Raw genomic sequence first — 25313 nt, forward strand, 5'->3', positions numbered from 1 at the left:
GCTTGACGGCATGACGTTGCCCGAACTGCGCGACTCGCAGGAGCCGGAGACCTCACGCTGGGCGGACGCCGCCCTCGTCATTGGCGTCTTCGTCGGCCTGCTGTGGGTGCTGGAGATCGTCGACACGATCGTCGGGCACCGGCTCGACCGGCTCGGCATCGAGCCGCGGGAGGCCGACGGGCTGTGGGGGATCCTCTTCGCGCCGCTCCTGCATGCCGACTTCGCCCACCTGGCAGCCAACACCGTGCCCGCGCTGGTGCTCGGGTTCCTGATCATGCTCTCCGGTGGGCCGGTCTGGGCTCGTGCGACCGGCATCATCTGGGTGGTCGGCGGTGTCGGGACCTGGCTGACCGGTGGAGCGAACACGTTGCACCTAGGTGCCTCGGTGCTGATCTTCGGCTGGCTCGTCTTCCTGGTGCTGCGCGGCTTCTTCAACCGCAAGGCGCTGCAGATCCTCGTAGGCCTCGGCGTCCTGCTGGTGTACGGCGGCGTGCTGTGGGGTGTGCTGCCCAGCACGCCGGGCGTCTCCTGGCAGGGGCACCTCTTCGGTGCGATCGGCGGCGGCCTGGCGGCCTTCTGGATGGCAGAGCGGGAGCAGCGCGACCGGACGGTCTGACCCCCCGTGCGGCGTGCCGGCCGACGAGGGGTGGCGCGGAGTTCCGGGTGCCGCAGAGAGCCGGTAAAGTTGAGTGCTTGCCGCTGCCGCCGTCGTGAATCGAGGATCGCTTGTCCGCGGAGTCGCCCACCCCTGCAACGACTGATGACGTCGCTGCCCGCGAGGTCGCCGGGGAGCAGGCCTTCGTCGACCGGGTCCACGCCCAGCTGGAGGTCTCGGCGCGCTCGGCCCAGGAGCTCGCGCGCGAGGGCCATGCCCGCGGCCGCCTCGGACATGAGGGCGGGCTCGTGGAGCGCGACGCGATGGTCTTCCAGGCCGCCAAGCGGATCGCCCAGCTCGACGCCGCCCACGAGGGCCTCGTCTTCGGCCGCCTGGACCTGCGCGGTGAGGTCGATCCAGAGCCGCGCTACATCGGGCGGATCGGGCTGCGCGACGAGAACCGCGACTCCCTGCTGATCGACTGGCGGGCACCGGCCGCCGCCGTCTTCTACCAAGCCACCGCCGCCACCCCCCACGACGTCGTACGCCGCCGCGTGCTGCGCAGCACCGGGCGCACCGTGATCGGGGTCGAGGACGAGTTGCTGGACCCCGAGGCGCCGGAGGCAGCAGAGTTGCCCATCGTCGGCGAAGGTGCGTTGATGGCCCAGCTCTCCCGGGCCCGCGACCGGTCGATGCACTCCATCGTCGCGACCATCCAGGCCGAGCAGGACCAGGCGATCCGCGCCCCCTCGCGTGGTGTGGTGACCATCTCCGGTGGCCCGGGCACGGGCAAGACGGTGGTGGCACTGCACCGGGCGGCGTACCTGCTCTACACGGACCGGCGTCGCTACGAGAGCGGCGGCGTGCTGATCGTCGGTCCCTCGGGCGTCTTCATGCGCTACATCGAGCGGGTGCTGCCGAGCCTCGGTGAGACCGCGGTGGCGCTGCGTTCGCTCGGCGAGGTCGTCGACGGCGTGCGGGCCACGCGGCACGACGACCCGGCGGTGGCCGATGTCAAGGGTTCGGCACGGATGGCCGAGGTGATGCGCCGGGCGGCCCGGCAGGCAGTGCCGGGAGCCCCACGCGAGTTCCGCGCCTTCTATCGCGACGACGTACTGCTGCTGGATCGGAGCCTGCTGGGTCGGCTGCGACGACAACTGCTCTCGCAGGGCCGACGCAACCAGCAGATGCCGCGGGTGGCCTCGACCCTGCTGGACGCGTTGTGGCGGCAGGTGCGCAGCGAACGGGGACGCGACCGAGGCAAGGACGCCTTCCTCGACGACATGCTCGGCGACGACGCCTTCCTGGAGTTCGCGTTGCAATGGTGGCCGCCGATCGACGCCCCCACGGTGCTCGGATGGCTCGAGGATGCCGACTTCCTGGCCCGGGTCGCCGACGGTGTGCTCAGCCAGGAGGAGCAAGCGCTGCTGCACAAGAGCTGGCAGCACGACGGGCTCAGCATCGAGGACGTGCCGCTGCTCGACGAGGTCCGCTACCAGGTGGGCGACATGCCGGAGCGCAACCAGGGGCAGGACGAGTGGGGGGACCACCTCGGTGGTGACCTGCAGGAGCTCACCACCGCCGCCGACCGGGAGTTCGCCAGCGGACGGGGGTGGCGTCCGCCGACCCACCGGATCGAGGACGACCCCTACGCCCACGTGCTCATCGACGAGGCACAGGACCTCACGCCGATGCAGTGGCGGATGGTCGGCCGTCGCGGGCGCACGGCGTCCTGGACGATCGTCGGCGACGAGGCGCAGTCCTCCTGGCCGGTGCCCAGCGAGGCGGCCGCGGCACGTGCTGAGGCGTTGGAAGGCAAGCAGGTGCACGCCTTCCATCTCTCCACCAACTACCGCAACTCCTCCGAGATCTACGCCTACGCCGAGGCCTACGCCCGCCGGGTCGGGCTCGACGCTGACCTGCCGACGGCAGTTCGCTCGACCGGCGTGCACCCGGTGCAGCAGGGTCCGGTGGACGACCTGGCGCAGGCTACCCGCGCCGAGGTGGCGCGGCTGGCCGCCGAGGTCAGTGGCACGGTCGGCATCGTCGTGCCGGTCGCGCGCCGGGCGGAGGTGAACGCGTGGCTGGCGTCGTGGCCCGAGTTCGCCGCTGACGCCCCCTCCGCAGCCTCGCCTGGCGACGTGCCGAGCGGCGACGACCGGGTCGTGGTGCTCACCGGTCTCGACACCAAGGGCCTGGAGTTCGACGGGATCATCGTCGTACGCCCGCAGGAGATCGAGGACGAGTCCCTTACCGGCCGCGCCACCCTCTACGTGGTGCTGACCCGCGCCACGCAGCTGCTCTCGCTCGTCTCCTGAGGTCGAGTGCGCGCAAGTCACGCGTTGAGTGCGCGCAAATCACGCGTTGAGATGCAAGATGCTGCCGGCTGAGTGGCCAGCTCCCGGCGAGCAGGCGGAAGATGACCACTCAACCCGACGAAAGTGACCACTCAACCTGTCGAAACTGGCTACTCAACCTGTGGAAAGTGGCGCTTCGACGGGGTCAGTGGGCGACGCCGTACAACCGGTCGCCGGCGTCACCGAGGCCGGGCACGATGTAGCCGACCTCGTTGAGGCGCTCGTCCATGGCGGCGGTCACGACGGTGACGGGCACGTCGACGTCGGCGAGGTCCTGCTCGATGCGGGCGACACCCTCAGGTGCGACCAGCAGACAGATCGCGGTGATGTGGTCGGCGCCGCGGTCGACCAGGAAACGGATCGCGGCAGCCAGCGTTCCGCCGGTGGCCAGCATGGGGTCGAGGACGTAGCACTGGCGTCCGGAGAGGTCCTCGGGGAGCCGCTCGGCGTACGTCGATGCTTCCAGGGTCTCCTCGTTGCGGATCATGCCGAGGAAGCCGACCTCTGCGGTCGGCAGCAGCCGCACCATGCCGTCGAGCATGCCCAGGCCGGCGCGGAGGATCGGGACGACCAGCGGCTTGGGCGTGGTGAGCCGCACACCTTCGGTGGGAGAGACGGGCGTGGTGATGGTGACCGGCTCGACCCGCACGTCGCGCGTCGCCTCGTAGGCGAGCAGTGTCACGAGCTCGTCGGCGAGCCGCCGGAAGGTCGGGCTGTCGGTGTTCTCGTCACGCAGGGTGGTGAGCTTGTGTGCCACCAGCGGGTGGTCGACGACCTGGATCCTCATGCGCCAGACCCTACTTGCTCGTGCAGGCGTGTGACACTGGACGACGGTGTGCCGACCGATGGTGGAGCGGAGGGAACGGGATGATCGGTCGCTTCGACGAGGCGATGCAGTGGGCCCTGGCGGAGGGGCGCCAAGCGCTGGCCACGGGCGACGTGCCGATCGGCGCGGTCGTGCTCGATCCCGCCGGTGCCGTCATCGGGCGCGGTCGTAACGTCCGTGAGGCGGACGGGGACCCCACGGGCCACGCGGAGATGGTGGCGTTGCGCGAGGCTGCCCAGACGGTCGGGGAGTGGCGACTCTCCGGCTGCACGCTCGTCGTCACCCTGGAGCCGTGCACCATGTGCGCCGGCGCGATCGTCCTCTCTCGCGTCGACCGCCTGGTCTTCGGTGCGTACGACGACAAGGCGGGTGCCGTCGGCTCGCTGTGGGACGTCGTACGCGACCGGAGACTCAACCACCGCCCGGAGGTGCTCACCGGCGTCCTCGAATCCGACTGCCGGACCCTGCTGCTCGACTTCTTCAGCAGCCAGCGCGCCTGACCTCGGGCGATTTTCCTCGCCGTCCGGCCCTCCGGTAAGGTCTCCCACGGTGCTGTGTCCGAGCGGCCTAAGGAGAACGCCTCGAAAGCGTTTGTGGGTGCAAGTCCACCGAGGGTTCAAATCCCTCCAGCACCGCCAAGTGAATCAGGTTGGAACCCTCGGTGAGCGAAAGCTCACCGAGGGTTCTTTCTTGTCTGGTCGGGCGTGGATCATCGACGCCTGTGCGGACAACGGACGGACCGGGCCGCCTCCACGCCGATGTCCCTGACCTGTCACAGTGGAGAGCCGGCCGGGTGCTCTGCGAAGCGAGCCACCGAGGCCGCGCACTGACAGGAAGGATCGCACGCTGATGACGACTACACGAGTCACTCCGCAAGAAGCCTGGGCTGCCCTGGTAGATGGCAACGAGCGCTTCATGAACGGCGCGCTGCGGCACCCACAGCAGGACGCGGCTCGTCGCTCGGAGCTCTCCTCAAGTCAGGCACCTAATGCGGCGTTCCTGGGTTGCTCAGACTCCCGCGTGGCTGCCGAGATCCTCTTCGACTGCGGGCTCGGCGACCTCTTCGTCGCTCGCAACATCGGGCAGATCGCGAACGACAACATCATCGCGACCATGGAGTTCGCCGTCGCCGAGCTCGGGGTCGCCGTCCTCGTCGTGCTCGCACACTGCTCCTGCGGTGCCGTCGCGGCAGCGATCGACCAGTCCAGCCAGAGCCCGCAAGAGGTGACTCCGGCGATCCGGACCGAGCTCGAACAGATCCAGCCTGCGGTCCAGCAGGAGTGGCTCAGCGAGCACCGCGACACGCCCTACGTGGATGCCACGATGATCGATGCCGACGCAGTCGGCCGACGCCACCTGGCCACCACCATCAACGCCCTCATGCGCAACTCGCGGGTGATCAGCGATGCTGTCGCCCACGGCTCCCTGGCGATCGTTGGCTGCCAGTATCAGCTGGAGGAGGGCCGTGTTGCTCCCATCGTGGGCGTCGGCAAGATCGGCATCGACATCGCGCGTAGCTGATGCGTGACGGCCCTGCTCTCCCGTGGAGCAGGGCCGCGCCGTACGCCGCCAGGGCCGTGGGATCGCCGGTGGCTGCCAGGACCGATGAACCGCGGCGCTGACGAGAAGCGCGGTGACGGCGGGTCTTGCTGACGGATTCCGGCACAGTCGACGAGCAGGGCGATCGTGGCCCTACCGTCAGCGCATGACCGAGGAGCTGCCTGCGCGCGTCCGACGAGGCTATGCGCTGGGTGGCGTGGCCACCGGCGTCTACGGCACGGTTCCTTCGCTGTTGCTGATGCCCTACCTCACTGAGGAGCTCGGGGTCGGCGCGCTGCTTGCCGGGCTGATCGTCTTCGCGCCGAAGGCGTGGGACTTCGTCTGCAACCCCCTTGCCGGCCGAGTCAGCGACCGGGTGAGGCGCCGCGATCGCCGCCGCCCCTTCCTGCTGGTCGCCGGGCCGATGATGGGACTCGGACTGGCCTTCATCTTCACCGGCCCGAGCACGCCGTTCCTGCTCGCCCTCGCCTGGGTGCTGGCGGCGAACCTGCTGGCGGCGACGGCGTACGCCTTCTTCCAGGTGCCCTACCTGGCGATGTCGGCAGAGGTGACCAGCGACTACGGCATCCGCACCCAGATGATGGCCTGGCGGGTCGGTGTGGTGACCACCGCGATCGCCGTCTCGGGTGTCCTCGCACCGTGGCTGGTCGCGAGCGCGGGCGGATACCGTGCCATGGGCGCTGTCTCGGGCCTGGTGATCGTGGCCGGATCGCTGGCCGTCTGGGCGTGCACCCGCGGCGCTCCGGTGGTCCGCTCCGAGCCTGCCGGCGGCGGGCTCGGCGACCAGCTGCGCGTCGTGCTCGGCAACGTGCACGCGCGACCGCTCATCGCCGCGCTCGTCCTGCAGGCGGCCGGCACCAGCATGCTGCTTGCCGCCGTCGCGTACGCCGCGCGCGTGCTGCTCGGCGACTCCGCCGCTGGCAGCTACCTCTTCGCGGCGTTCGTGCTGCCCGGGGTGTTGTCGGCCCCGCTCTGGGCATGGCTGGGGCGCCGCAACGGCAAGCGGAGCGGGTACGCCGTCGCCACCGTTGTGCTCGGCTGCGGGCTCGTTGCCCTGGTCGGTGTCTGGACCGGAAGCCTGCTCTGGTGCCTGGTCTGGGCGGCGGTCACCGGCGCCGGGTATGCCGGCATCCAGGTCTTCCCGCTCGCCATGCTCCCGGACGTGGCCGCCCACGACGCCCGCACCTCCGGCCGCAATCGGATCGGCCTCTTCGCCGGGGTCTGGGCGGGCTTCGAGTTGCTCGGCTTCGCGCTCGGCCCGGCGCTGCTCGGAGTCGTGCTCGCCCTCGGCGGCTACGAGGGCGGCCAGGACTCCTACGGCGCCGCGGCTGAGCTTGCGGTCGTGGCCGGCACCTCCGTCGTCCCTGCCGTGCTGGTGCTGGTCAGCCTGCTCGCGATCCGGGCCTACCGTCTCGACGATGCTCTGCGTACGACGTCACGCGAGGAGGCGACGACCCGCTGAGTCCAGCAGCTGGCCCTGGCGCTTCACCGGCCGCAGCACCGTGATCCGGCCGCGCACCTGCCATCCAGGAGCGACCGCGGCGAGGTCGGCCTCGATCCCGGGCAGCTGGCTCAGCGAGGCGAGCCGGATGCCGAGGGTCAGATTGCCTGCCCCGATCGTCTGCACGCAGCGGTGCACCGGTCGCGCCGCCGCGAGTGCCCGGCCCGAGCGCTCCGGGTCGGCCACCTCCACCTCCAGCAGTACGCCGCGTCCCAGCCCGGCAGCACCGCTGGCGACGTCGCAGCCCAGGTGGATCGCCCCGGAACGCAACGCCCGGTCGAGGCCGCGGCGTACGGTCGGCTCGGAGCCGCCGATCCGGTCCGTCAGCTCCTGCACACTCAGCCGGGCGTCGTCGCCGAGCGCCGTCAGGAGCCGGTCGACCATCTCCGCCCGTGGTGGGCTCGGGGCTGGTTGGTCGGTGCGCGGGAGCAGCGCCCGGCGCTGCGTCGCCGAGCAGACGCCGAGCCGCCACGCGGAGTCCTCGGCGTGCACGGCGGCGAGTACCCGCTGCTCGACCACCTCGCCCTCCACCAGGGTGGCGATCTCCTCGGTCCGACGGGCGACCTCGGCCAAGCCGGAGCCGAGTACGACGACGCCGAGGTCGGCGGTGCCTGCCAGCAGGTCGACGGTGTGCACCCAGCGGGGCTCCGCCGCGCGACGAGCCGCCTCCGGGGCAGCGCCCGGTGCGCAGCGCATCAACAGCAGGGTGGCGTCCAGGTGGGGGGAGAGCCGCGCAGCCGAGGGACGGACCACGAACCAGGCCAGTCGCTCCTCATGCAGCCGCCGCCACCGTCGGGCCACCGTCGCGGCGTCGATGTCGAGCACCGAGGCGATCGTCGTCCAGGGCGCACGGGGGTTGATCTGGAGTGCGTCGAGCAGCGCCAGATCGATCTCTGGAAGCAGCCCTGGTTGACGGATCTCCTCATTCCGCTGCGTCATGAGGCCAGTGTTACGCAGATCAGGTCGACCTGGTGCCGCTTCTCGGCGCCTCGGCCCGGAGAGGCGACCGCGACCTACTGTCGTTGCCGTGAGCACTGAGGACGTGGCGCAGGCCGAGCAGGTGATGGAGACCATCGAGGAGCTGGTCTCCATGGCGCCGCGGGCGACCGGCACGCCCGGCGGCGAGCGCGCGGCGGCGTACGTCTCCGAGCGGTTCCAGCGCGCGGGCCTCGACAAGGTCTGGGTCGAGGAGACCGACTCCTTCGCCTGGGAGCCGAGCCTGGCGGAGCTTCGCGTCGGCGGGGAGCAGGTGGCGTGTGCACCGATCCGGCACAGTGCCCTCCCCGGTCACGAGGTCACCGGCCCGCTCGGCACCGGGCCGGACGGGATCGACGCCGAGGTCGTCGACATCGGCGCGGGCCGGGTCCGCGACCACGAGGTGGCCGGGCGGATCGTGCTCTTCGACCTGACCTTCGACATGTCGCTGTGGGCGATGCTGCCGCTCAGCGAGTACATCCACGACCCGGCGCGCACGATGCTCAACCGTGACGCGCTCGGCTCCCGCAATCCCTACATCACCTCCCTCACCCGCACGATGAGCGAGGCGGCGGCCGCCGGTGCCCGCGGTGTGATCGGCGTGCTGCGCGACTACCCCGAGTCGCTCAGCTACCACAACGAGTACTACCGACGGACGCTGCTGACGTTGCCCGGCGTCTGGATCACCCGCGCGACAGGCGAGGCGCTGAGACGGACGCTGCGCGAAGGCACTCGCGCCACGCTGCGCCTGGTGGCCGAACGACGCCGGGTCATCGCCCGGACCGTCGTCGGGATCCTCGAGGGACCCACCGCGGAGACGATCATGGTGCAGTCGCACCACGACTCGATCGGGGCCGGCGCGGTCGAGGACGCCAGTGGCACGGCGGAGGTCATCGCCCTGGCCGAGTACGCCGCCGCCCGAGCCCGCGCCGGAGAGCCCTGGCAGAAGACGCTGATGTTCGTCACCTTCGACAGCCACTTCACCGGCTACCAGGCGCACCGCGACTTCGCCCGGCGCTACACGATCGACCCCGAGAGCCCCTACCGGCTGGCACTCAACCTGACCGTCGAACACGTCGGCCTGCGGGCCCGCGCCGGAGCGGACGGCGGGTTCGAGACGCTGGACCACAGTGAGCCACGGGCCTTCTTCGAGAACGTCTCGCCGGCCATGAAGCTGGCGTTGATCCGCGCCGTACGCCGCCATGGACTCGGCGCCACCTCGCTGCTCAACGCCAGCCTGCTCGAGTTCACGCTCGACGGCATGCCGACCGATGCCTCCTTCACGTTCGCCGCCGGCGTACCGACCATCAGCCTGGTCTCCGGGCCCCTGTACCTCTACGACGATGCCGACACCCTCGACAAGATCGACGTCGATCAGCTGGTGCCGGTGGCCAACGCGTTCGCCGACCTGATGGTCGCCGCGGATGCGCGTCCGCCCGGTCGCCTCGGCCTCATCCCACGCCGGCTACGTCGCCACCTGCCACGAGGTCGCTGGTGAGTCCGGTGGCGCGGGTGGTCGGCCGCGAGCCAGCGCGCGGCCGGGCCGCACTCGCCGCTGCCGGTGAGTCGTGGCGGGTCAGGTACGCGTCGACGTCGGTGACCGGAGCGCCCACGGTGGTCACCGGACTGGTCCACCTGCCCGCGGGGGAGCCGTCCGCACGGGGCTGGCCGGTGGTGACCTACGGGCACATGACCACCGGGGGCAGCGATCGTTCCGCACCCAGCGGCGCCACGGACGGTCATCCGGAGCTACGCCGGATGACCCAGGGAGACCACTTCGTCTCGCACCTGCTGCGCGCCGGGATCGCGGTGCTCCAGCCGGACTACGAGGGCCTCGGGAGTCCCGGACCGCATCCCTACCTGATCGGCCCGGCCCTGGCGACCTCGGTGCGCGACCTGCTGGTGGCGGCCCGCGCGGACGACTCCCGGCTGAGCGACCAGTGGGTCGCGGCCGGACACTCCGAGGGCGCGGTCGCGGCACTCTTCGCCGCTGCCGACGGTGCACCCGAAGGCGTCACGCTCCGCGGCTGTGCGGCGTTCACCCCCGTCACCCGGATGGACCAGACCATCGGTGCCTCGCTCCTTTCGCCGGTGGTGCCGCCGGGCTTCGGTGTGGTGCCGGCGTTGATCGCGCTGATGATCAGCGGCGCCGGGACCGTCGATCCCGTCATGGCAGAGCTGATCGCCGGAGACGGACTGAGCGAGCGCGCACGTGAGCTCTGGCCGCAGTTGGAGGAGCTGACGCTGACCGAGCTCGCGGGGCGAGGCTCCTGGGGAGGCCTGGCACCTGCCCGCATCGGCGGCGTACGCCGTCATGAGCTACGGGCGCGTCTCCTCGCCTCGCTCCGCGCCGGAGACGTCGCCCACCTGAGACTGCCTGCCGGACTGCCCCTCCGGCTCGACGCTGCGTTGTTCGACGAGGTGGCGCCGTACTGGCTGACCCGGGGACTGATCGACCGCTACCGAGCCGCCGGCGTGCGAGTGGAGGCACACTGGTGGCGGAGCAGTCATTCCGGTGCCCTCACCCCACGCCACGCCCCCGAACCGGCGGCTCGCTGGGTGGCGCGGCTCTTCCAGGGGCGGGGGTAGCCCGAGTGGCTCAGCCGGACCGACGCCGGAGCCGTCCGAGCAGACGACTGAGCAGCCCCGGCCCGGTGCGTGGCGTCGGCTTGCCGATCCAGTCGATATCCTCGCCGATCGTGATCCCGTCCTTGCTGTTCGCCGTGACCGGGTAGCGCAGCGTGTTGCCGTCCAGACGGACGGCGCGGACCTGACGGTAGAGATCGCTCCCGAAGGGTTTCCTCTGCATGGGCGCTCCTCGGACTCGCGGGGATCGGACCACCAGTAGACGACGTGACGGCGGTTCCGGCAAGGGGAGGCTGGTTCACGAGCGCACGGACACGATCAGCAGGCCCACCACCATGAGCGTCCATGCGCTGAGCAGCCCGACGTTGAGCCACAGGTGGATCCGCATCACTGCCATGAACTCCCGCAGAAAGGCGCTGGGAACGTAGTAGGCCGCCGTACGTGCGCCACTCACCCGGGCGTTCATCCCGAGCTCGCGGGTCAGCAAGGCTGCGCGGAAGACGTGGTAGCTGTTCGTCACCACCATCGTGGGCGCGTCGGGATCGTCCATGAGTGCGCGGCTGAAGAGCAGGTTCTGCTCCGTGGTGCGGGCCCGATCCTCCACGAGGATCCGCTCCTCCGGGATGCCGTGGTCGCGGAGATAGTCCGCCATCGCGACGGCCTCGGAGACGTCCTCGTCAGGCCCCTGCCCACCGCTCGGGATGATCGCGGGGGCGGGTTCGAGCCGTGAGCTCACGGCGATCGCCCGGTCGAGCCGGGCAGCAAGCAGGGGCGGCACCCGGGCACCGATCAGGCCTGAGCCCAGCACCACGACGTACCGGGGCCGGAAGCTCTGCGGAACTCTGCGGTAGAGCACAGCGGCGACCAGGAAGACGAAGAAGCAGAAGCCCAGGTAGCCGACATAGCCGACGACGAGCATGAAGGCGCCCACCGCGAGGAGGCCACGGGTGGAGGGCGAGGCGGCGATCCGGTCGTTGAGGCTGAGCAGGACGGGCAGAGCGAGCAGGCCGAGGCCGGTGAGCAGCGAGAGCAGGTTGCCCAGCGACCGTCGCTCCCGCCGCAGCATGGTGATGCCGTTCCACAGCAGGAAGAGAGTGAGCAACGGATAGCCGATCCCGGTGGCCAGGGCCAGCACGATGACCACGAGGACCAGGGCGACCCCGCGCCCGTGCTCGGCATCGTGGAGCAGCCAGGCCAGGAGTACGCCGTCGATCCCCAGCACGAGGGCGACGACGTTGCCGAGACGGCGGCGCTCTCGCAGGAATCCGATCACGCCACCCAGCAGGCACAGCACTCCGGCGGCAAGGATCCATGTGGTCGGCACGGGAGCATCGAACCACGGGTACGCCGCCCAGGAGGGACGCCGGATACTCTCACCCGGGTAGTGCGGCGGTGGGCAGGAGTGCGTGATGGACGAGACCGAGCAGCTGCGGGCCGCGCTCGCCCGCCGCGCTTCTCGGCAGCGACTCTGGGCAGCCGCGACCGTGATCGTCGTCGTGCTCGTCGGCCTGCTCCTGGTCGGCAAGCTGAAGCCGGGCTCCTCGTTGTTGAACGGTGTGGCGAAGGACGACGAGATCACCCTCGGCTGGGCCAAGGTAGGGGGTGCGGTGCCGGCCGACCTGCTGGCTGCTGCCGCGCCGGTCAACGGTGCGGTGCCGGCGGAGCTGCCCCGCGTCGTACTCCTCAACTTCTGGGCCAGCTACTGCGGGCCCTGCCGTGAGGAGATGCCGATGCTCCAACGCCTGGCGGACGATCCGGACGTCGACGTCCCGGTGCTCGGGGTCTCCTTCGACCAGGACCTCGCCTGGGCGCGTGAGTTCCAGTCGTCGCTGGATGTGCGGTTCCCGAACGCCAACGACCCGGGGCAATACGTCGCCGAGCGCCTGGAGAAGGTCTATCCGGTGCGTGCCCTGCCCGCCACGCTGCTGGTCGTCGACGGTGAGGCACGGTGGATCCACCTCGGCGCGTTCAAGCAGTACCGGTCGCTGCGGCAGGACGTGCTCGACCGGATCGGGTAGTCAGCGGGGTCGGCCAGCCGGCTCGATGCTGAACCCGAGCGCACCTGCGGAGGTGTAGGTGCGGTCGTCGACCTCGTAGTCGAGCTTGACCTGCGACCACTCGGCGGCGATGGGATGGACCAGTCGGAAGCGCAGCATCAGCGTGCCGGTCGTGCGCGGGGGCAGCACCGCGCCGGGGATGCTCTGGCCGGCCTCCCAACGGTTCCGGCTGAAACGATCGTCGAGGAGACTGATGCCGATCTGTCCGCCTGGGTAGCCGCCGTCCGGCAGTTGCACCAAGAGCCGTGTCTCGGCGAGGAAGGCATGGAGCGGATCCGCATCTCCGAGGGCACGCACCGCCGTCAGCCGCGCGGGCTTGTCGGATGAGTTGTCGATGCGAACCAGTCCGTAGACGGCATCCGAATGGGACGTGACCGGCTCGGTGAGACCGGCAGCGACGCCCGCGGCAGCCCCTGTCCACGGCTCATGAAACTGCACCGGCCCCCGTGTCGGGCTGCTGAGGTGGATCAGCCAGGCGCCGAGAAGGACGAGCGCCAGGGCCGCGACGGTGGCCACTCGCAGAGTGCGCAGTTCACGAGGCATGCCTCACCGTAGCGACGGGGGTGCCGTGCCGGGCGTACTTAGGCGAAGGCTCAGGCCAGCTGCAGCGTGGTGAGACAGGTAGGGGAGCCGTCGTGTGTCGAGAAGGGCGCGCTGCCCGTCCTGTCGTCGTGCCGCACCGTCACCTGGCCGGTGACGCCGCGCGGCAACCACAGGCCGACGAAGCCGTTGTCGAAGGTGCGTCGCTCGGCCTCGAGAAGGGTGGTGCCGTCGTCCGAAGTCACCTCCACCTCGACGTCGCGCGCCCCGAGCTCGCCGCGGCAGGAGGTGAGTGCGTGATCGGTGCAGGGGTGGGTTTGGGCGAGGTACGGCGCCACCGACAGGTAGAAGCGGTCCCCGGGTAGCGGCAGCGTCACCTCCTCGGTGCCCTCGGCAAGGACGACGGCGTCGGAGCGGACCGAGGCCAGGAGCCGCTCCGGCCGCTCCGCCACGGGCATCCGGTCGAGGGCGTTGACGATCTGGGTGCTGTCCAGGCGCTCGAGCCCGTGTCGGGCGAGGAGGCCCTGCTGCGCCGACTCGTCGGCCGCAGACGCGTCGGCGGACCGGACCTCGGAGCTGGGGGCGGAGGCGTCCTCGCGCTCGGAGGCGTCGTCGGCGGCACAGCCCGCCAGGAATGCGATCGCGGCTGCCAGGCCGACGAGAGTCCGTGTTCGCTTCACGCCCCCTCCCAACGAACGAGCCGACGGGAAGGTGCCTGAGCCGGTGCAGCGAGCGAGGGGAGGCAAATCTCCCATCTGGTCTAGACCAGATGGGAGAGGCCGTAATGGATGGCACGCCACGACGTCCATCAGTGCCGGGGCGGGGTGGTACCAGCGGCCGGTCGGGTCCTTCAACGGGGGTGGACCCGACCGCACCCCCGCCCCCGGCAATGACCTGAGGAGGCAAGCGGGATGGGCGAGTGGGAGCGGCTCTTCGAGGCGCTGGTGCGTCACGAGGCGGAGGCGCTCGGTGAGCCTCATGTGGTGGTCTGCCAGGACGTCGAGACCGGGCGCACCACCCACCACGGTCCCTACCCGGATGCCCTCGCTGCGTTGAGCGCAGCGGGAGAACGCGAGACAGCTGCCCGTGAGCTGGGGGACAATGCGGAGGTCGTGTGCCGGGTCGCGCGGCTCTGGGCGCCACAACCCGGCAACGCGACGCTGACCCGGCCGCAGGATCGAACGGAGGGCTGAGAGGTGCCGCCACCTGGGCAGACGCCGCATGCGTCCCCCGGCATGCCCGCCAGTGACTCGGAGGCGGCGGTCGCCAGCGATCTCGAGCTCATCACGCGTACTCGAGCAGGGGACGCCGACGCCTACGCGGCGCTCTTCGCCCGCCACCATCCACTGGCGCTGCAGGTGGCGCGAGGGCTGGGCGGCCCCGACCTCGCCGACGACCTGGTGGCGGAGGCGTTCGTCCGGATCCTGGCGCTGCTCAAGGAGGGCAAAGGGCCGCAGCGGACCTTCGGCGCCTACCTGAAGCTGACGCTTCGCAGCGTGTACGTCGACCACGTGCGTCGCGACTCTCGGGTCGAGACGCAGGGCGACGCCACGGATCTGCCCGAGGTTCCGGTGGTGGATCCCACCGATGCGCGGGTCGAGACGACCTTCATCACGAAGGCGTTCGGGGGCCTGGCGCCGCGCGCCCAGCTGGTGCTCTGGCTGAGCGAGGTCGATGAGGTTCCGCCGGCGGAGATCGGCGAGCTGCTCTCGCTCACGCCCAACGCCGTAGCCCAACTCGCCTTCCGGGCGCGTGAGTCGCTGCGCCAGGGCTATCTGGCCGAGCACCTCGCGGTGAGCGTCGATCCGGAGTGCCGGGAGATCGCCGAGCTGTTGCCTGCGCACGTCCGCGGCGCCAGCACCCCGCGACGCACGGCGCGGGTCGAGGAGCACGTTGCCGCGTGCACCCGGTGCGCGCTCGCGCTCGTCGAGCTGCAGGCGGTGGAGTCGCAGCTCCGGGCCCTGCTGCTGCCGCTGCTGCCACCGGCGGCGCTGGGCGTCGGCACCAGCCCCGGTGCGGGCCGGGGCGACCCGCTGCCCGTCGTCGCCGCCGGAGCTACGCCCCCGTCGTGGTGGATGCGTCTGCGGCCGAGCCCCGGACTCAGTGCCGCGATGGTGGTGGGGTTGACCAGCGCCCTGGCCGTCTCGCTGGTAGGGCGCGCGGTGGACCACGATCAGGAGTCGCTCGCCGCCGATCTCGCTCCGATCGTGCTGTCCGGTCCCCTGGGCAACCGCGGGGTCGACCCGTCCCAGGTGTCCATGCGGGCCCTGCTCGGCGGCTCGATGGGTCCGGTCCCCTCGGCGACCGACGTCGACGGGTCAGCCTCACCCTCCGTTGATCCGACGGAGACCCAGGCCGTGCCGACCGACTCCCCGACCGACGTACCCTCCACGACCCCGACCGTGCCCCCGCCGGGGCCCAGCGCGACGCCGACCGACGAAGGCTCGGCCTCCCCGTCGCCGAGCGAGCAGCCCCCTCCTCCTCCGGAGGATCCGCGTGAGGTTCCGGCGGTGACGATGGCCGGTGCCAAGCCCAGTGCTCCTGACTCGGGACGCTGGAGCGTGGCGTTCCTGATCAAGGACGCTCTGCCCGGCACCACGGCACAGTTGATGATGCGCGGTCAGGAGGGCCTGATCGAAGGGATCTCCGGGGGCGGCTGGTCGTGTGGCGAAGCCAAGGCCACGACGGTGACCTGCCGGGCCGGCAGCGGCGGCCTGTCGCAGGTCGTGGTCGACGTGGCGGCACCGTACGGCGGCACGCTCTCGCTGCGCATCCTGATGGCCGATGGCACCTCGGTGGGGGCTGCGGCCGATCTCGGCACCCCCTGACACCTCCCGCCGGGGGCGGTGCCGCCCTGAGGATCAGGAGTCGCCGCGGTCGAGGACGACCGCCTCGGGGGTGTGCAGGCGCACCATGAAGCGGTTGACCTCCGGAGCGATGCGATGTCGGGTGGCGCGGGAGACGAGGACCATGGTCGCGAAGGCGAGGGGTACCGACCAGGCGGCGGGCTGGGCCATCAGCGCGTGGATCCAGCCCGAACTGGTGACCGGGGCGAACGCGTAGGCGACGCCCACCGAAGAGCCGAGGAACCCGACGCCCAGCCCGGTCACCGCTCCGATGTCGGTCAGTCCCCGCCACCAGATGCCGAGCACCAGCAGGGGGCAGAACGTCGAGGCGGCCACCGCGAAGGCCAACCCCACCGCGCGGGCGATGCCGAGGTCCGGCGCCGCGATCGCGACGACGCACGGCACCACGGCGGCGATCACGGCGCTCACCCGGAACGCCGCGACCCCACTCAGCCGGCTGCGTCCCACCGCGTCCTGGCTGAGCACGCCGGCGACGGCGATGGTCAGGCCGGAGGAGGTGGAGAGGAAGGCGGCGAACGCCCCGGCGGTGACCAGCGCACTGAGCAGGTCGCCGGCCGCTCCACCGACCATCAGGCGCGGCAGCTCCAGGACGAGGACGTCGGAGCTCGCGTCGCCGGCGTACACCCGCCCGAGGGCCGCGTAGATCGGTGGGAGCAGGTAGAAGACACCCAGCAAGGCGAGCACCACGACAGTGGTCCGCCGAGCCGCCCGGCCGTCGGGGTTGGTGTAGAAGCGGACCACCACATGCGGCAGGCCCATCGTGCCGAGGAAGGTCGCGACGATGAGCGAGTAGGTGAGGTAGAGGCCCGGCCCACCGCCGTCGGCGACCGGGAGCGACCAGGCCGCGGCATCGGCGCCGACGCGGGCGGGGCTCGTGGCGCCGTCGTCGATCCAGACGGTCAGCAGGATCACCGCCGGCACCAGCAGCGCGGTCAGCTTGAGCCAGTACTGGAAGGCCTGGACGAAGGTGACGCTGCGCATTCCGCCGGTGAGCACGTTCACCAGCACGACGGCCGGCACGATCGCCGAGCCGAGCCAGCCGGGGGCACCGAGTGCGGCGTCGAGGGTGAGACCGGCGCCCTGGAACTGGGGGACCAGGTAGAGCCAGCCGATCGCCACCACCAGGAGCGAGCAGACCGAGCGGACCAGCGGTGTGCCCAGGCGGGCCTCGGCGAAGTCGGGGAGCGTGTAGGCGCCGGAGCGGCGCAGGGGAGCGGCTACCAGCACCAGCAGCACCAAGTAGCCGGCGGTCCAGCCGACCGGGTACCAGAGCATGTCGGCACCGAAGGTGAGCACCAGCCCGGCGATGCCGAGGAACGACGCGGCGGAGAGGTACTCACCGCCGATGGCCGAGGCGTTGAGGGCCGGCCGGACGGTGCGTGAGGCGACGAAGAAGTCACTCGTGGTGCGGGAGAAGCGCAGCCCCCAGGTGCCGATCGCCACGGTCGCGATGGCGACCACGACGACGGCGACGATGCTGGGGGCGGTGTTCATCGGGTCAGCCCTCCGCGGCCTCGAGCAGCTCCGCGAAGTCGCGTTCGTTCCGCTCGGCGCGGCGAACATAGGCGGCGCCCAGGAGGAAGAGCAACGGATAGACGGCGAACCCCAGGAGGAGCCAGGCGACCGGGACCAGCAGCACCTCGGTCGCGGCCAGCTCGGGCCAGAGATGGAAGGCCAGCGGGATCCCGGCGGCCAGCAGCACGAGAGGGACCAGCAGGCCGACCGCCAACCGCAGCTGCGCGCGGAGCAACGAACCCATGAGCACCGCGCCCAGGGCGGTCTGATCGTCGATCTCCCGCCCTCGGGTACGCCGCCGGGTCGGTCGCCTGGGTGGACCAGTGACGCGGACGCGCTCGGGTGGTTGCTGGGTCACGGTCTCCTCCCGGTGCCGGACCGTCGCCGTACGTCCTGCCTAGTGGCGGTCATCGCAGCCACCTCGCAGGACGTACGGCGCAGTGTCCTGCGTTGGGGTTGTTGGGGCAGCCAGGTCGCAGGACGTACGGCACAGCGTCCTGCGTTGGGGTTGTTGGGGCAGCCGCCTCGCAGGACGTACGGCGCAGTGTCCTGCGTTGGGGTTGCTGGGGCAGCCACTTCGCAGGACGTACGGCGGGTGGCCGCGGAGGTCACGGCCGGCTCCGGGAGAGCAGGTCGCGCAGGTCGCGGGTGTGCCGGCGGCTCACCTGCAGATCGGCACCGCCGACGCGGACGGTGCAGCGGCCGTTGTGCATCCGCACTTCCTCGATGTGGGCCAGCGAGACCAGCAGGGAGCGGTGGATCCGGACGAATCCCGCCGGTCCCCACTGCTCCTCGAGCTGCGTCAGCGGTGCCCGGAGCAGATGCGAGCCGTCGCCGGTGTGCAGCCGGGCGTAGTCGCCCTGCGCCTCGACATAGCGGATGTCGGAGCGGTTGATGAACCGGGTGACGCCGCCGCGCTCGACAGGGATGTGCTCGTCGGGCGCGGCCGCCGGCCGGGCGCTGCCCTCCACGACGCGGCGTACTGCCTCCGCCAGGCGCTCGGCGCGCACCGGCTTGAGCACGTAGTCGACGGCGCGCAGGTCGAACGCCTCTACCGCGTGCTGTTCGTGGGCCGTCACGAAGACCACCGGCGGCGTCTCCTTGAAGCGGGCGAGGACCTGGGCGAGCTCGAGTCCGGTCAGCCCCGGCATCTGGACGTCGAGGAAGACGGCGTCGACGTCGCGCTCCTGCAGGATCCGCAGCGCCTCCGTCGCCGAGTCGCAGGTGACCACCTCGCCGATCCGCGGGTCCTGCCGCAACAGGAACGACAGCTCATCGAGTGTGGGTCGCTCGTCGTCGACCACCAGAACTCTCATGCCCGTACTCGCTTCGCTCCGTGCGGCCATGAGGCACTAGCTCGCGGTGTTGGATGATTCGTTCGCTGACGCTCTCTCATGTCCGTACTCGCTTCGCTCCGTGCGGCCATGAGGCACTAGCTCGCGGTGTTGGATGATTCGTTCGCTGACGCTCTCTCATGTCCGTACTCGCTTCGCTCCGTGCGGCCATGAGGCACCAGTTCGCGGTGTTGGATGATTCGTTCGCTGACGCTCTCTCATGCGTGCACCCCCGGTGCGAACTTCGGCACGCGGACGATCACCTTCGTGCCTGCGCCCGGTGCGGTCTCCACGATCAGTCCGTAGTCGTCGCCGAACGTCGACCGCAGCCGCACATCGACATTGCCGAGACCGGTCGAATCCAGGTCGGAGTCGCCGGCCAACGCGCGACGTACCCGCTCGGGGTCTTCGCCCGCGCCGTTGTCCTCCACTGCAATCACGCACTCCTGGCCGGCGTTGGTGGCATCGATGGAGATGTGCCCGTCGCCCTTCTCCGCGAGGCCGTGCCGGACGGCGTTCTCGACCAGTGGTTGCAGGCAGAGGAAGGGAATGGCGACCGGGAGCACCTCCGGTGCGATCCGCAGAGTCACCGAGAGCCGGTCGCCGAAGCGGGCCTGCTCCAACAGCAGATAGCGCTCAATGGACTTCAGCTCCTCGGCGAGCGTCGTGAACTCACCGTGCCGACGGAACGAGTAGCGGGTGAAGTCGGCGAACTCCAGCAGCAGCTCGCGCGCCCGGTCCGGGTCGGTGCGCACGAAGGAGGCGATGGCACCGAGCGAGTTGTAGATGAAGTGGGGGCTGATCTGGGCACGTAGGGCCCGCACCTCCGCCTCCATCAGCCGGGTCCGCGACGCCTCAAGCTCGGCAAGCTCCAGCTGGGTGGAGACCCACTGCGCGACCTCGTCGCAGGCTCGTGCCAGACCAGCGGTCGCCGCGTCGGTGAAGGCCTGGAGCGTGCCGACCGTGTGCCCCTCGACCACCAGCGGACTGATCACCGCCTGGCGGATCTCGCAGTGGGGCCTCCGGCAGTCGAACTCGTCGTGGTTGGCGACCTGCGTCATCCCGCTCTCGGCGGTCGCCACCGCGAGCCCCGCGGCGTACGGCGCGTGCTGCTCGGTCGTGCCGTCCCAGGCGAGGATCTGCGCGGTGTCGGTGAGCGCCACCGCCGGTGTGCCGAGCAGGGTGCGCAGATGGCGGACACTGCTGGTGGCGCTTGCTGCGGTGAGTCCCTCCCGCAGTCCCGCCGAGGCCAGCGACGCCGTGTGCAGCGTGCGGAAAGTGGCCCGGTCGGCCTCCGAGCCGAGGTGGGTCCGCCGCCAACGCAACGCCATGGAGCGAGGGTAGCGGCGGAAGGCTCCCTCAGGGGCGTACGCCACTACGCTCGGGCCATGCCGCGCACCGATCCGCGTGGGGCCAGCAGCGCCGCCGGCCTCACCCTCGCGATCCTCTCTGCCTGCTCGTTCGGGCTCTCCGGGGTGCTCGCGTCGGGGTTGATCGCGGGCGGCTGGTCACCCGGCGCCGCAGTCACGATCCGGGTGGCAGTGGCCGCCGCCGTCTTGCTGGCGCCGACCATCGTGGCGATGCGCGGGCGCTGGGCGCTGCTCCGCGACAACCTCGGCCTGGTGCTCGCCTATGGCGTCGTCGCTGTTGCGGGCTGCCAGTTCGCCTACTTCCAGGCGGTCGCCCGCATGGACGTCGGCATCGCGCTCCTCATCGAGTACACCGCACCGGTCGCTGTCGTGCTGTGGCTCTGGCTACGGCACGGCCGTCGGCCCACCCGTCTGGTCGTCGCCGGTGCCGTCGTCGCCGCGGTGGGCCTGGTGCTGGTGCTGGACCTGGTCTCCGGCGCGCATCCCAGCGGCGCCGGCGTGCTCTGGGCGCTCGCCGCGATGGTCGGCGCTGCGGCCTACTTCGTCATCTCGGCGGACGAAGGTAACGGCCTGCCGCCGATCGCACTGGCCGGATTCGGCCTCCTCGTCGGCACCCTCGCCCTCGCTCTCGCCGGTGCCGTCGGACTCCTCGACCTCACCACGGGCTCCGCAGCGACGTCGTACGCCGGACGCGAGCTGCCCGCCTGGCTGCCGCTGATCGCGCTGGGCGTGGTCGCTGGAGCGTTGGCCTACACGAGCGGCATCGCGGCCAGCCGACGTCTCGGCTCCGGGCTTGCCTCGTTCGTCGCGCTGAGCGAGGTGCTGGCGGCGATCGTCTTCGCCTGGCTCCTGCTCGACCAGATGCCGCGCGGCATCCAGCTGCTCGGCGGCGTCGGGATCGTGGCGGGCGTGGTGTTGGTCAAGCTCGGCCACCGGCGCTGAGTGCTGGGCACCGCGTCGACAACTGCACACCTACGCCGGTCAGCGCACCAGGTGTGGTCAGCGGAAGTCGATCAGCAGCAGGTCGTCGGAGTCCGCGGCCGCCTTGCTGTCAGCGGGGGCGAGCGGGATGGTGGGCTCACCCGGCAGGTCGGCGACGTTGCGCCGATGCTGCTCGGTCCGCTCCGCCTCCCGGTCGGGCTCCGGGTCGAGCGCATGCGGTGTCTCCCAGACCGACTCGACGACCGCTGCCCGGTAGCAGGTGGTGACCCAGGGCAGCTGCATGCCGTCGGCTCCGCGACCGTAGTCGGCGTACAGCGCCATGGCTGCGGCGATCTTGCTTGCCTGATGCGGATCGTCCGCAAGCTCGTGGGAGAGCAGTGCGGTGAGCGTGGTGGTGTTGACCGGCTGCCAGTGCCGGAACGACTCGCGGTCGACGAAACCGAAGTGCGGGGAGAGCACCAAGGCGCCGGCGGGCTCCTCGTCGTGCGTCGCTCCGACCTCCTTGTCGAGCTTGCGGGCCCACGGGATGCGATGGTCGCGGACCGTGTGCAGCAGCACCAGCTGTCCACCCGGGCGCAGCATCCGGGCCAAGGTCGTCAGGTCGTCCGGCAACCGGTCGACCACCACCACGTCCACGGAGCGATGGGGCACGCGCCCGCTGTCTTCGTCGCACACGGCCATGTCGTGGCCCTGGTCGCCGAAGCTGACCGGGTCGATCAGGCGGGGACGACCGTGGATCAGGACCGTGCGTTGCGCATCCCCGCACAGCCAGCCGACCGCCTGCTCAGGCAGTCGGGGCCCGGGATGCTGCAGCTGCTCGTCCATCTCGTCGAGGATATCGGTCTGTGCATCGGCTTCGTTCCACGACGCGCGCGGATCCATGACCTGCACGCGATGGCTCGGGCGACGGCACCGAACCGGGCAGCAGACGCAGGACGGCACCTCGTAGTCTTCGGCCCATGAGCGCTGACCCGATGGCCACCCTCGCGAGCCTCGAGGGAGTCCCGTCGGCGTACGCCGCCACGCGGGACGGGGTCGATGTGCTGCTCCGCGACCGCGGGCTGCGCAAGACGCCGCCGGCATTCACCACCGAGTCGCTGCTGCGCGGCGCAGCGGCAAGCGCCGTGCTCGAGGGCTCCACTGCCGCGGTGGAGCAGATCCGCGCCGGCGAGGGCGACGAGGTCGCGACTGCCGCCGTCCGGCTGTCGACGGAGGTGCTCGCGCAGGTGCCGACCCTGCGCCAGGCGCCACTTCAGGCGCTGGCCCGGCTGCACTCGACCGTGGCCGCAGGCACCCTGCCGCTCGCCGACCTGGGCCGACCGCGCGATGCCGACTCCGCCGAGCGACTGCGGGTGCTGGCCGGCCGGCTCTCCGCGACGACGACGGCCCCGGCCATGGTGGTCGCCGCCCTCGTCCACGCCGAGATCGCCACCGCCGCCCCCTTCGCCTCGCACAACGGCCTGGTCGCCCGCGCTGCCGAGCGCCTCGTCCTGGTCTCCCGCGGCGTCGACGAGAAGTCGCTGCTCGTCCCCGAGCAGGCGCATCTGCAGCTCCGCCCGCAGTACGAGTCCAACCTGCGCGCCTACGCCAGCGCCACCGGCATCAACGGCGTCCACTCCTGGCTTCTCTACGCTGCCGAGGCCTACGCGCTCGCCGGCGAGCTCTCGCCGCTCCGCGACTGACCCCTCCCGCCACAAGTTTCCCCGCCCGGGCGGGGAAGTTGTCACTTATAGGCCGTAGCTACGCACACCAAGCGAACAAAAAGGTGACACAGTCCGGGTCGGGGATCTGCAAGAGGCCGGAAATGCAAGCGGCACCCGGACGGATCCGGGTGCCGCTGCTGACACATGAGCCTGGCTACCAGGCGTGCAACTCTCAATTGCTGCCCCGGGATGTACCCGAGGAATTCAGCGCCCTGTCAGAAGGGTGGATCGCCGCGTGGGTACCTGGCCCATGTGTACGTCTATGGAGTTCGATGAGCCATGTCTACGCCTCTTTCGGGGGCGATTCAAGACCTCGATTTCCGTGCCGATCCATGGTCTAGTGGTCGGTTGGGGGCCGTTTGCGGGACGGGTCAGATCAGCCGCTTCTTCCGCTGCTTCCACAGCAGTACGCCGACACTCGCCGCGGCGCCGGTGACGGCCAGCGCCGCCAACGTAGGGCGAGCGGGCGGGAGCCGCCGCCGGTCGAGATTGACCGGCCGGTTGAAGACGAGCACCGGCCATCCGGAGGCGGCCGCGACCTTGCGCAGCTCCTTGTCCGGGTTCACCGCATGCGGGTGCCCGACCGCCTCGAGCATCGGCACGTCGGTGACGGAGTCGCTGTAGGCGTAGCAGCGGGCGAGGTCGTAGCCGCGCTCCTCGGCCAGCTCGCGGACGGCGTCGGCCTTCGCCTCGGCGTACGCGTAGTAGTCGATGTCGCCGGTGTAGCGCCCGTCCTCGATCCGCAACCGGGTCGCGACCACGTGATCGGCTCCCAGCATCGCGCCGATCGGCTCGACCACCTCGGAGCCGGAGGTCGAGACGATGATGACGTCGCGGCCCGCCAGGTGGTGCTCCTCGATGAGCTGGACGGCCTCGTCGTAGACGATCGGGTCGACGATGTGGTGGAGGGTCTCGGCGACGATCTCGCGCACCGTCGCGACATCCCAGCCGGCGGTCAGCTGCGACATGAACTGCCGCATCTTCTCCATCTGGTCGTGGTCGGCCCCGCCTACCAGGTAGACGAACTGCGCATAGGCGGAGCGCAGCACCGCGCGGCGCGAGATCAGGCCACCGGCCTGGAACGGCCGGCTGAACGCCAAGGCGCTCGACTTGGCGATGATCGTCTTGTCGAGGTCGAAGAACGCGGCAGTGCGCATGACCTCACCCTAGAGCCACCACCCGAGGAGCAGCCGCCGAGCGCCCGCCACGCGTGCCGTTGCGGGGAACCTGCACGAGGCTGCTGTCACCCGAACCAGACGAAGACCTCGTCGTAGTCGGACTCGTCGCCCGCGACCAGGTTGTCGGCGTAGGAGTGATAGGCGACGGCACGGCCGTTCCCGTTGATCGCGACGGCGTGGGTGCCGCTCATCTGCCGGCCGCCGGCGCCGTCCGGGCCCTGCGACACCCGCTGGATCAGTCCCGTCGCGGTGTCCAGGTGGAAGACGTCGGGCTGCCCCTCGGTGTCCCCGGACACGAGGTTGCTCGCCTCCGAGCCGAACGCGAGGTAGCGCCCGTTGCGCGACAGGCTCGGGAGGTAGGAGTCCGCATCGCCGTACGTCAGCCGCTCGATCTTCTTGGTGGCCAGCGACATCCGGAAGATCTCGCTGCGCGCATCCGCGCCGACGAGCGCCCGCGCGCAGGAGCTGAACGCGACGTACGTGCCGTTGCCGGAGATGACCGGGCGGCCGGCGCTGGCCATCTCCTCGAAGGGCACGCACTGCGCGGTCCGCGGCTCGTGGTGGAAGCGGGTGGTGCGGCCCTTCGTCATGTCGCGCACCCAGAGGCTCTCGCTGTTGCCGAAGGTGATCAGCCGGCCGTTGTCGGAGACGTCGCCGACCAGGAGTGGCCCGGCCACGTCCCGGTTGCTGCCGGGGCGAAGCGAGACCTGCTTGGTGACCCCGCGCCTGAGGTTGCGGACATAGACGTCCTCGTGGCGATCCCGGTCTCGGCGGCCGAGGGCGAGGAAGGTCTGGAAGGCGACGTGTCGCCCGTTCCCGGAGATGACCGGTGAGAAGGCGTTGCCCTTGCCGCGCACGCCCGAGGCGGACGTCGAGGCCAGCACCGTGCGGCTGCCGTGCATGTCACGCACCACCACGTCGAGTGCTCCCTTGCGGGTGCCCTTGGCGAGGTTCGTGGACCAGGTCGTGTACGCGACGTACCGGCCGTCGGAGCTGATCGTGGGCTCGAAGCTGGCGTCGTTCCCAGCACGTCGGCCACGTCCGCTGACCAGCACGGTCACACCGTCGGCACGCGAACGCAGGTAGACGTCGTCGGTGCCGTTGCGGTCCCACGGCACCAGGGCGGCGGCGGTCGAGAAGACCACGTACTCGCCGGTCGCGGAGACCACCTGCGCGGTGCCGCTGATGTCGCTCTTGGTCTGCTCTGGCTGGGCGTCCGAGCCGTTCACCAGCGCCACCTGCTCGTTGTGGGGCGTCGCGGGCTCACCCGCATGGCTGTACGGCGCGGCGGCGGCGAGTGCGGCCAACGTCAGTGCGGCCGCACCACCGCCGAGGCGGAGCAAGGTGCCGGTGCGGTCGTGGGTGGTGCGCATCATCGGGGCGCGACTGAGCCGGTTCATGGCGGGT

25 protein-coding genes and 1 tRNA gene are annotated in these 25313 nt (G+C 70.8%); 13 read left to right on the forward strand and 13 right to left on the reverse strand.

The window, feature by feature from the left end:
• The first annotated feature begins 10 nt into the window (after positions 1-10).
• Complete coding sequence (locus tag DNK54_RS13155) at positions 11-616, forward strand: rhomboid family intramembrane serine protease (protein WP_110207405.1); 606 nt, start codon at positions 11-13, stop codon at positions 614-616.
• 110 nt (positions 617-726) lie between these two features.
• Positions 727-2913, forward strand: a complete 2187-nt coding sequence (locus DNK54_RS13160; protein WP_110207406.1) for a HelD family protein — start codon at positions 727-729, stop codon at positions 2911-2913.
• A 184-nt stretch (positions 2914-3097) separates the two neighbouring features.
• Here the strand turns inward: DNK54_RS13160 and upp are convergent, their stop codons facing one another.
• Positions 3098-3739 (reverse strand): uracil phosphoribosyltransferase, encoded by a 642-nt coding sequence (gene upp, locus DNK54_RS13165; RefSeq protein ID WP_110207407.1) that lies wholly within the window; start codon positions 3737-3739, stop codon positions 3098-3100.
• An 80-nt stretch (positions 3740-3819) separates the two neighbouring features.
• On the opposite strand from upp, the gene DNK54_RS13170 reads away from it, so the two are divergent.
• From DNK54_RS13170 to DNK54_RS13185, 4 genes are all read left to right on the forward strand, one after another.
• Positions 3820-4278: a nucleoside deaminase gene (locus DNK54_RS13170; protein WP_239460079.1), complete on the forward strand. Its 459-nt coding sequence runs from the start codon at positions 3820-3822 to the stop codon at positions 4276-4278.
• Positions 4279-4326: 48 nt separating this feature from the next.
• Positions 4327-4416: transfer RNA gene (locus DNK54_RS13175), tRNA-Ser, on the forward strand.
• A 211-nt stretch (positions 4417-4627) separates the two neighbouring features.
• The gene (locus DNK54_RS13180; RefSeq protein ID WP_110207408.1) at positions 4628-5299 is read left to right on the forward strand and encodes a carbonic anhydrase; all 672 of its coding nucleotides are present in this window, start codon (positions 4628-4630) and stop codon (positions 5297-5299) included.
• Between the two features lie 184 nt (positions 5300-5483).
• The gene (locus tag DNK54_RS13185; RefSeq protein ID WP_110207409.1) at positions 5484-6800 is read left to right on the forward strand and encodes an MFS transporter; all 1317 of its coding nucleotides are present in this window, start codon (positions 5484-5486) and stop codon (positions 6798-6800) included.
• Here DNK54_RS13185 and DNK54_RS13190 read toward each other — a convergent pair.
• The gene (locus DNK54_RS13190) at positions 6774-7778 is read right to left on the reverse strand and encodes an AsnC family transcriptional regulator (protein ID WP_162602447.1); all 1005 of its coding nucleotides are present in this window, start codon (positions 7776-7778) and stop codon (positions 6774-6776) included. The genes DNK54_RS13185 and DNK54_RS13190 overlap by 27 nt on opposite strands.
• An 88-nt stretch (positions 7779-7866) precedes the next feature.
• Between DNK54_RS13190 and DNK54_RS13195 the strand changes: the two genes are divergently transcribed.
• Positions 7867-9312, forward strand: a complete 1446-nt coding sequence (locus DNK54_RS13195; RefSeq protein WP_162602448.1) for a M28 family peptidase — start codon at positions 7867-7869, stop codon at positions 9310-9312.
• Complete coding sequence (locus tag DNK54_RS13200) at positions 9309-10403, forward strand: lipase family protein (RefSeq protein ID WP_110207412.1); 1095 nt, start codon at positions 9309-9311, stop codon at positions 10401-10403. Before DNK54_RS13195 ends, DNK54_RS13200 begins: the two co-directional genes overlap by 4 nt.
• A gap of 10 nt (positions 10404-10413) precedes the next feature.
• Here DNK54_RS13200 and DNK54_RS13205 read toward each other — a convergent pair whose 3' ends face one another.
• Both DNK54_RS13205 and DNK54_RS13210 read right to left on the reverse strand, forming a co-directional pair.
• Positions 10414-10623, reverse strand: a complete 210-nt coding sequence (locus DNK54_RS13205) for a hypothetical protein (protein ID WP_110207413.1) — start codon at positions 10621-10623, stop codon at positions 10414-10416.
• Positions 10624-10698: 75 nt separating this feature from the next.
• Positions 10699-11724, reverse strand: a complete 1026-nt coding sequence (locus tag DNK54_RS13210; protein WP_204164587.1) for a YdcF family protein — start codon at positions 11722-11724, stop codon at positions 10699-10701.
• 85 nt (positions 11725-11809) lie between these two features.
• On the opposite strand from DNK54_RS13210, the gene DNK54_RS13215 reads away from it, so the two are divergent.
• The gene (locus tag DNK54_RS13215) at positions 11810-12418 is read left to right on the forward strand and encodes a TlpA family protein disulfide reductase (RefSeq protein WP_110207414.1); all 609 of its coding nucleotides are present in this window, start codon (positions 11810-11812) and stop codon (positions 12416-12418) included.
• Here DNK54_RS13215 and DNK54_RS13220 read toward each other — a convergent pair whose 3' ends face one another.
• Both DNK54_RS13220 and DNK54_RS13225 read right to left on the reverse strand, forming a co-directional pair.
• Positions 12419-13000 (reverse strand): hypothetical protein, encoded by a 582-nt coding sequence (locus tag DNK54_RS13220; protein ID WP_162602449.1) that lies wholly within the window; start codon positions 12998-13000, stop codon positions 12419-12421.
• 50 nt (positions 13001-13050) lie between these two features.
• Positions 13051-13677: a CueP family metal-binding protein gene (locus DNK54_RS13225; protein WP_110207416.1), complete on the reverse strand. Its 627-nt coding sequence runs from the start codon at positions 13675-13677 to the stop codon at positions 13051-13053.
• Between the two features lie 231 nt (positions 13678-13908).
• On the opposite strand from DNK54_RS13225, the gene DNK54_RS13230 reads away from it, so the two are divergent.
• Positions 13909-14190 carry a hypothetical protein gene (locus DNK54_RS13230; RefSeq protein ID WP_110207417.1) on the forward strand — a complete coding sequence of 94 codons (282 nt, stop codon included), beginning with the start codon at positions 13909-13911 and terminating at the stop codon, positions 14188-14190.
• Between the two features lie 42 nt (positions 14191-14232).
• Positions 14233-15825 carry a sigma-70 family RNA polymerase sigma factor gene (locus tag DNK54_RS13235; RefSeq protein WP_110207418.1) on the forward strand — a complete coding sequence of 531 codons (1593 nt, stop codon included), beginning with the start codon at positions 14233-14235 and terminating at the stop codon, positions 15823-15825.
• A gap of 33 nt (positions 15826-15858) precedes the next feature.
• Here DNK54_RS13235 and DNK54_RS13240 read toward each other — a convergent pair whose 3' ends face one another.
• From DNK54_RS13240 to DNK54_RS13255, 4 genes are all read right to left on the reverse strand, one after another.
• Positions 15859-17358: a sodium/solute symporter gene (locus DNK54_RS13240; protein WP_110207419.1), complete on the reverse strand. Its 1500-nt coding sequence runs from the start codon at positions 17356-17358 to the stop codon at positions 15859-15861.
• Between the two features lie 4 nt (positions 17359-17362).
• Positions 17363-17737, reverse strand: coding sequence for a hypothetical protein (locus DNK54_RS13245; RefSeq protein WP_162602450.1), 375 nt, complete (start codon positions 17735-17737; stop codon positions 17363-17365).
• A 250-nt stretch (positions 17738-17987) separates the two neighbouring features.
• Complete coding sequence (locus DNK54_RS13250) at positions 17988-18695, reverse strand: LytR/AlgR family response regulator transcription factor (protein ID WP_239460080.1); 708 nt, start codon at positions 18693-18695, stop codon at positions 17988-17990.
• A 236-nt stretch (positions 18696-18931) separates the two neighbouring features.
• Positions 18932-20044 (reverse strand): histidine kinase, encoded by a 1113-nt coding sequence (locus DNK54_RS13255; protein ID WP_110207422.1) that lies wholly within the window; start codon positions 20042-20044, stop codon positions 18932-18934.
• Positions 20045-20101: 57 nt separating this feature from the next.
• Between DNK54_RS13255 and DNK54_RS13260 the strand changes: the two genes are divergently transcribed.
• On the forward strand, positions 20102-21025 hold the full coding sequence (locus DNK54_RS13260; RefSeq protein WP_110207423.1) for an EamA family transporter: 924 nt from the start codon (positions 20102-20104) through the stop codon (positions 21023-21025).
• 57 nt (positions 21026-21082) lie between these two features.
• Here the strand turns inward: DNK54_RS13260 and DNK54_RS13265 are convergent, their stop codons facing one another.
• Positions 21083-21850 (reverse strand): hypothetical protein, encoded by a 768-nt coding sequence (locus DNK54_RS13265; RefSeq protein WP_162602451.1) that lies wholly within the window; start codon positions 21848-21850, stop codon positions 21083-21085.
• 134 nt (positions 21851-21984) lie between these two features.
• On the opposite strand from DNK54_RS13265, the gene DNK54_RS13270 reads away from it, so the two are divergent.
• Positions 21985-22707 carry a Fic family protein gene (locus DNK54_RS13270; protein WP_110207425.1) on the forward strand — a complete coding sequence of 241 codons (723 nt, stop codon included), beginning with the start codon at positions 21985-21987 and terminating at the stop codon, positions 22705-22707.
• Positions 22708-23099: 392 nt separating this feature from the next.
• On the opposite strand, the gene DNK54_RS13275 is transcribed toward DNK54_RS13270, so the two are convergent.
• Positions 23100-23885: an HAD family hydrolase gene (locus DNK54_RS13275; RefSeq protein WP_110207426.1), complete on the reverse strand. Its 786-nt coding sequence runs from the start codon at positions 23883-23885 to the stop codon at positions 23100-23102.
• Between the two features lie 86 nt (positions 23886-23971).
• Entirely contained in the window at positions 23972-25306 is a 1335-nt protein-coding gene (locus tag DNK54_RS13280; RefSeq protein ID WP_110207427.1) for a TolB family protein, read from the reverse strand.
• Positions 25307-25313 lie beyond the last annotated feature (7 nt).

The organism is Nocardioides daejeonensis (genome assembly GCF_003194585.1).
Taxonomy (GTDB): Bacteria; Actinomycetota; Actinomycetes; order Propionibacteriales; family Nocardioidaceae; genus Nocardioides; species Nocardioides daejeonensis.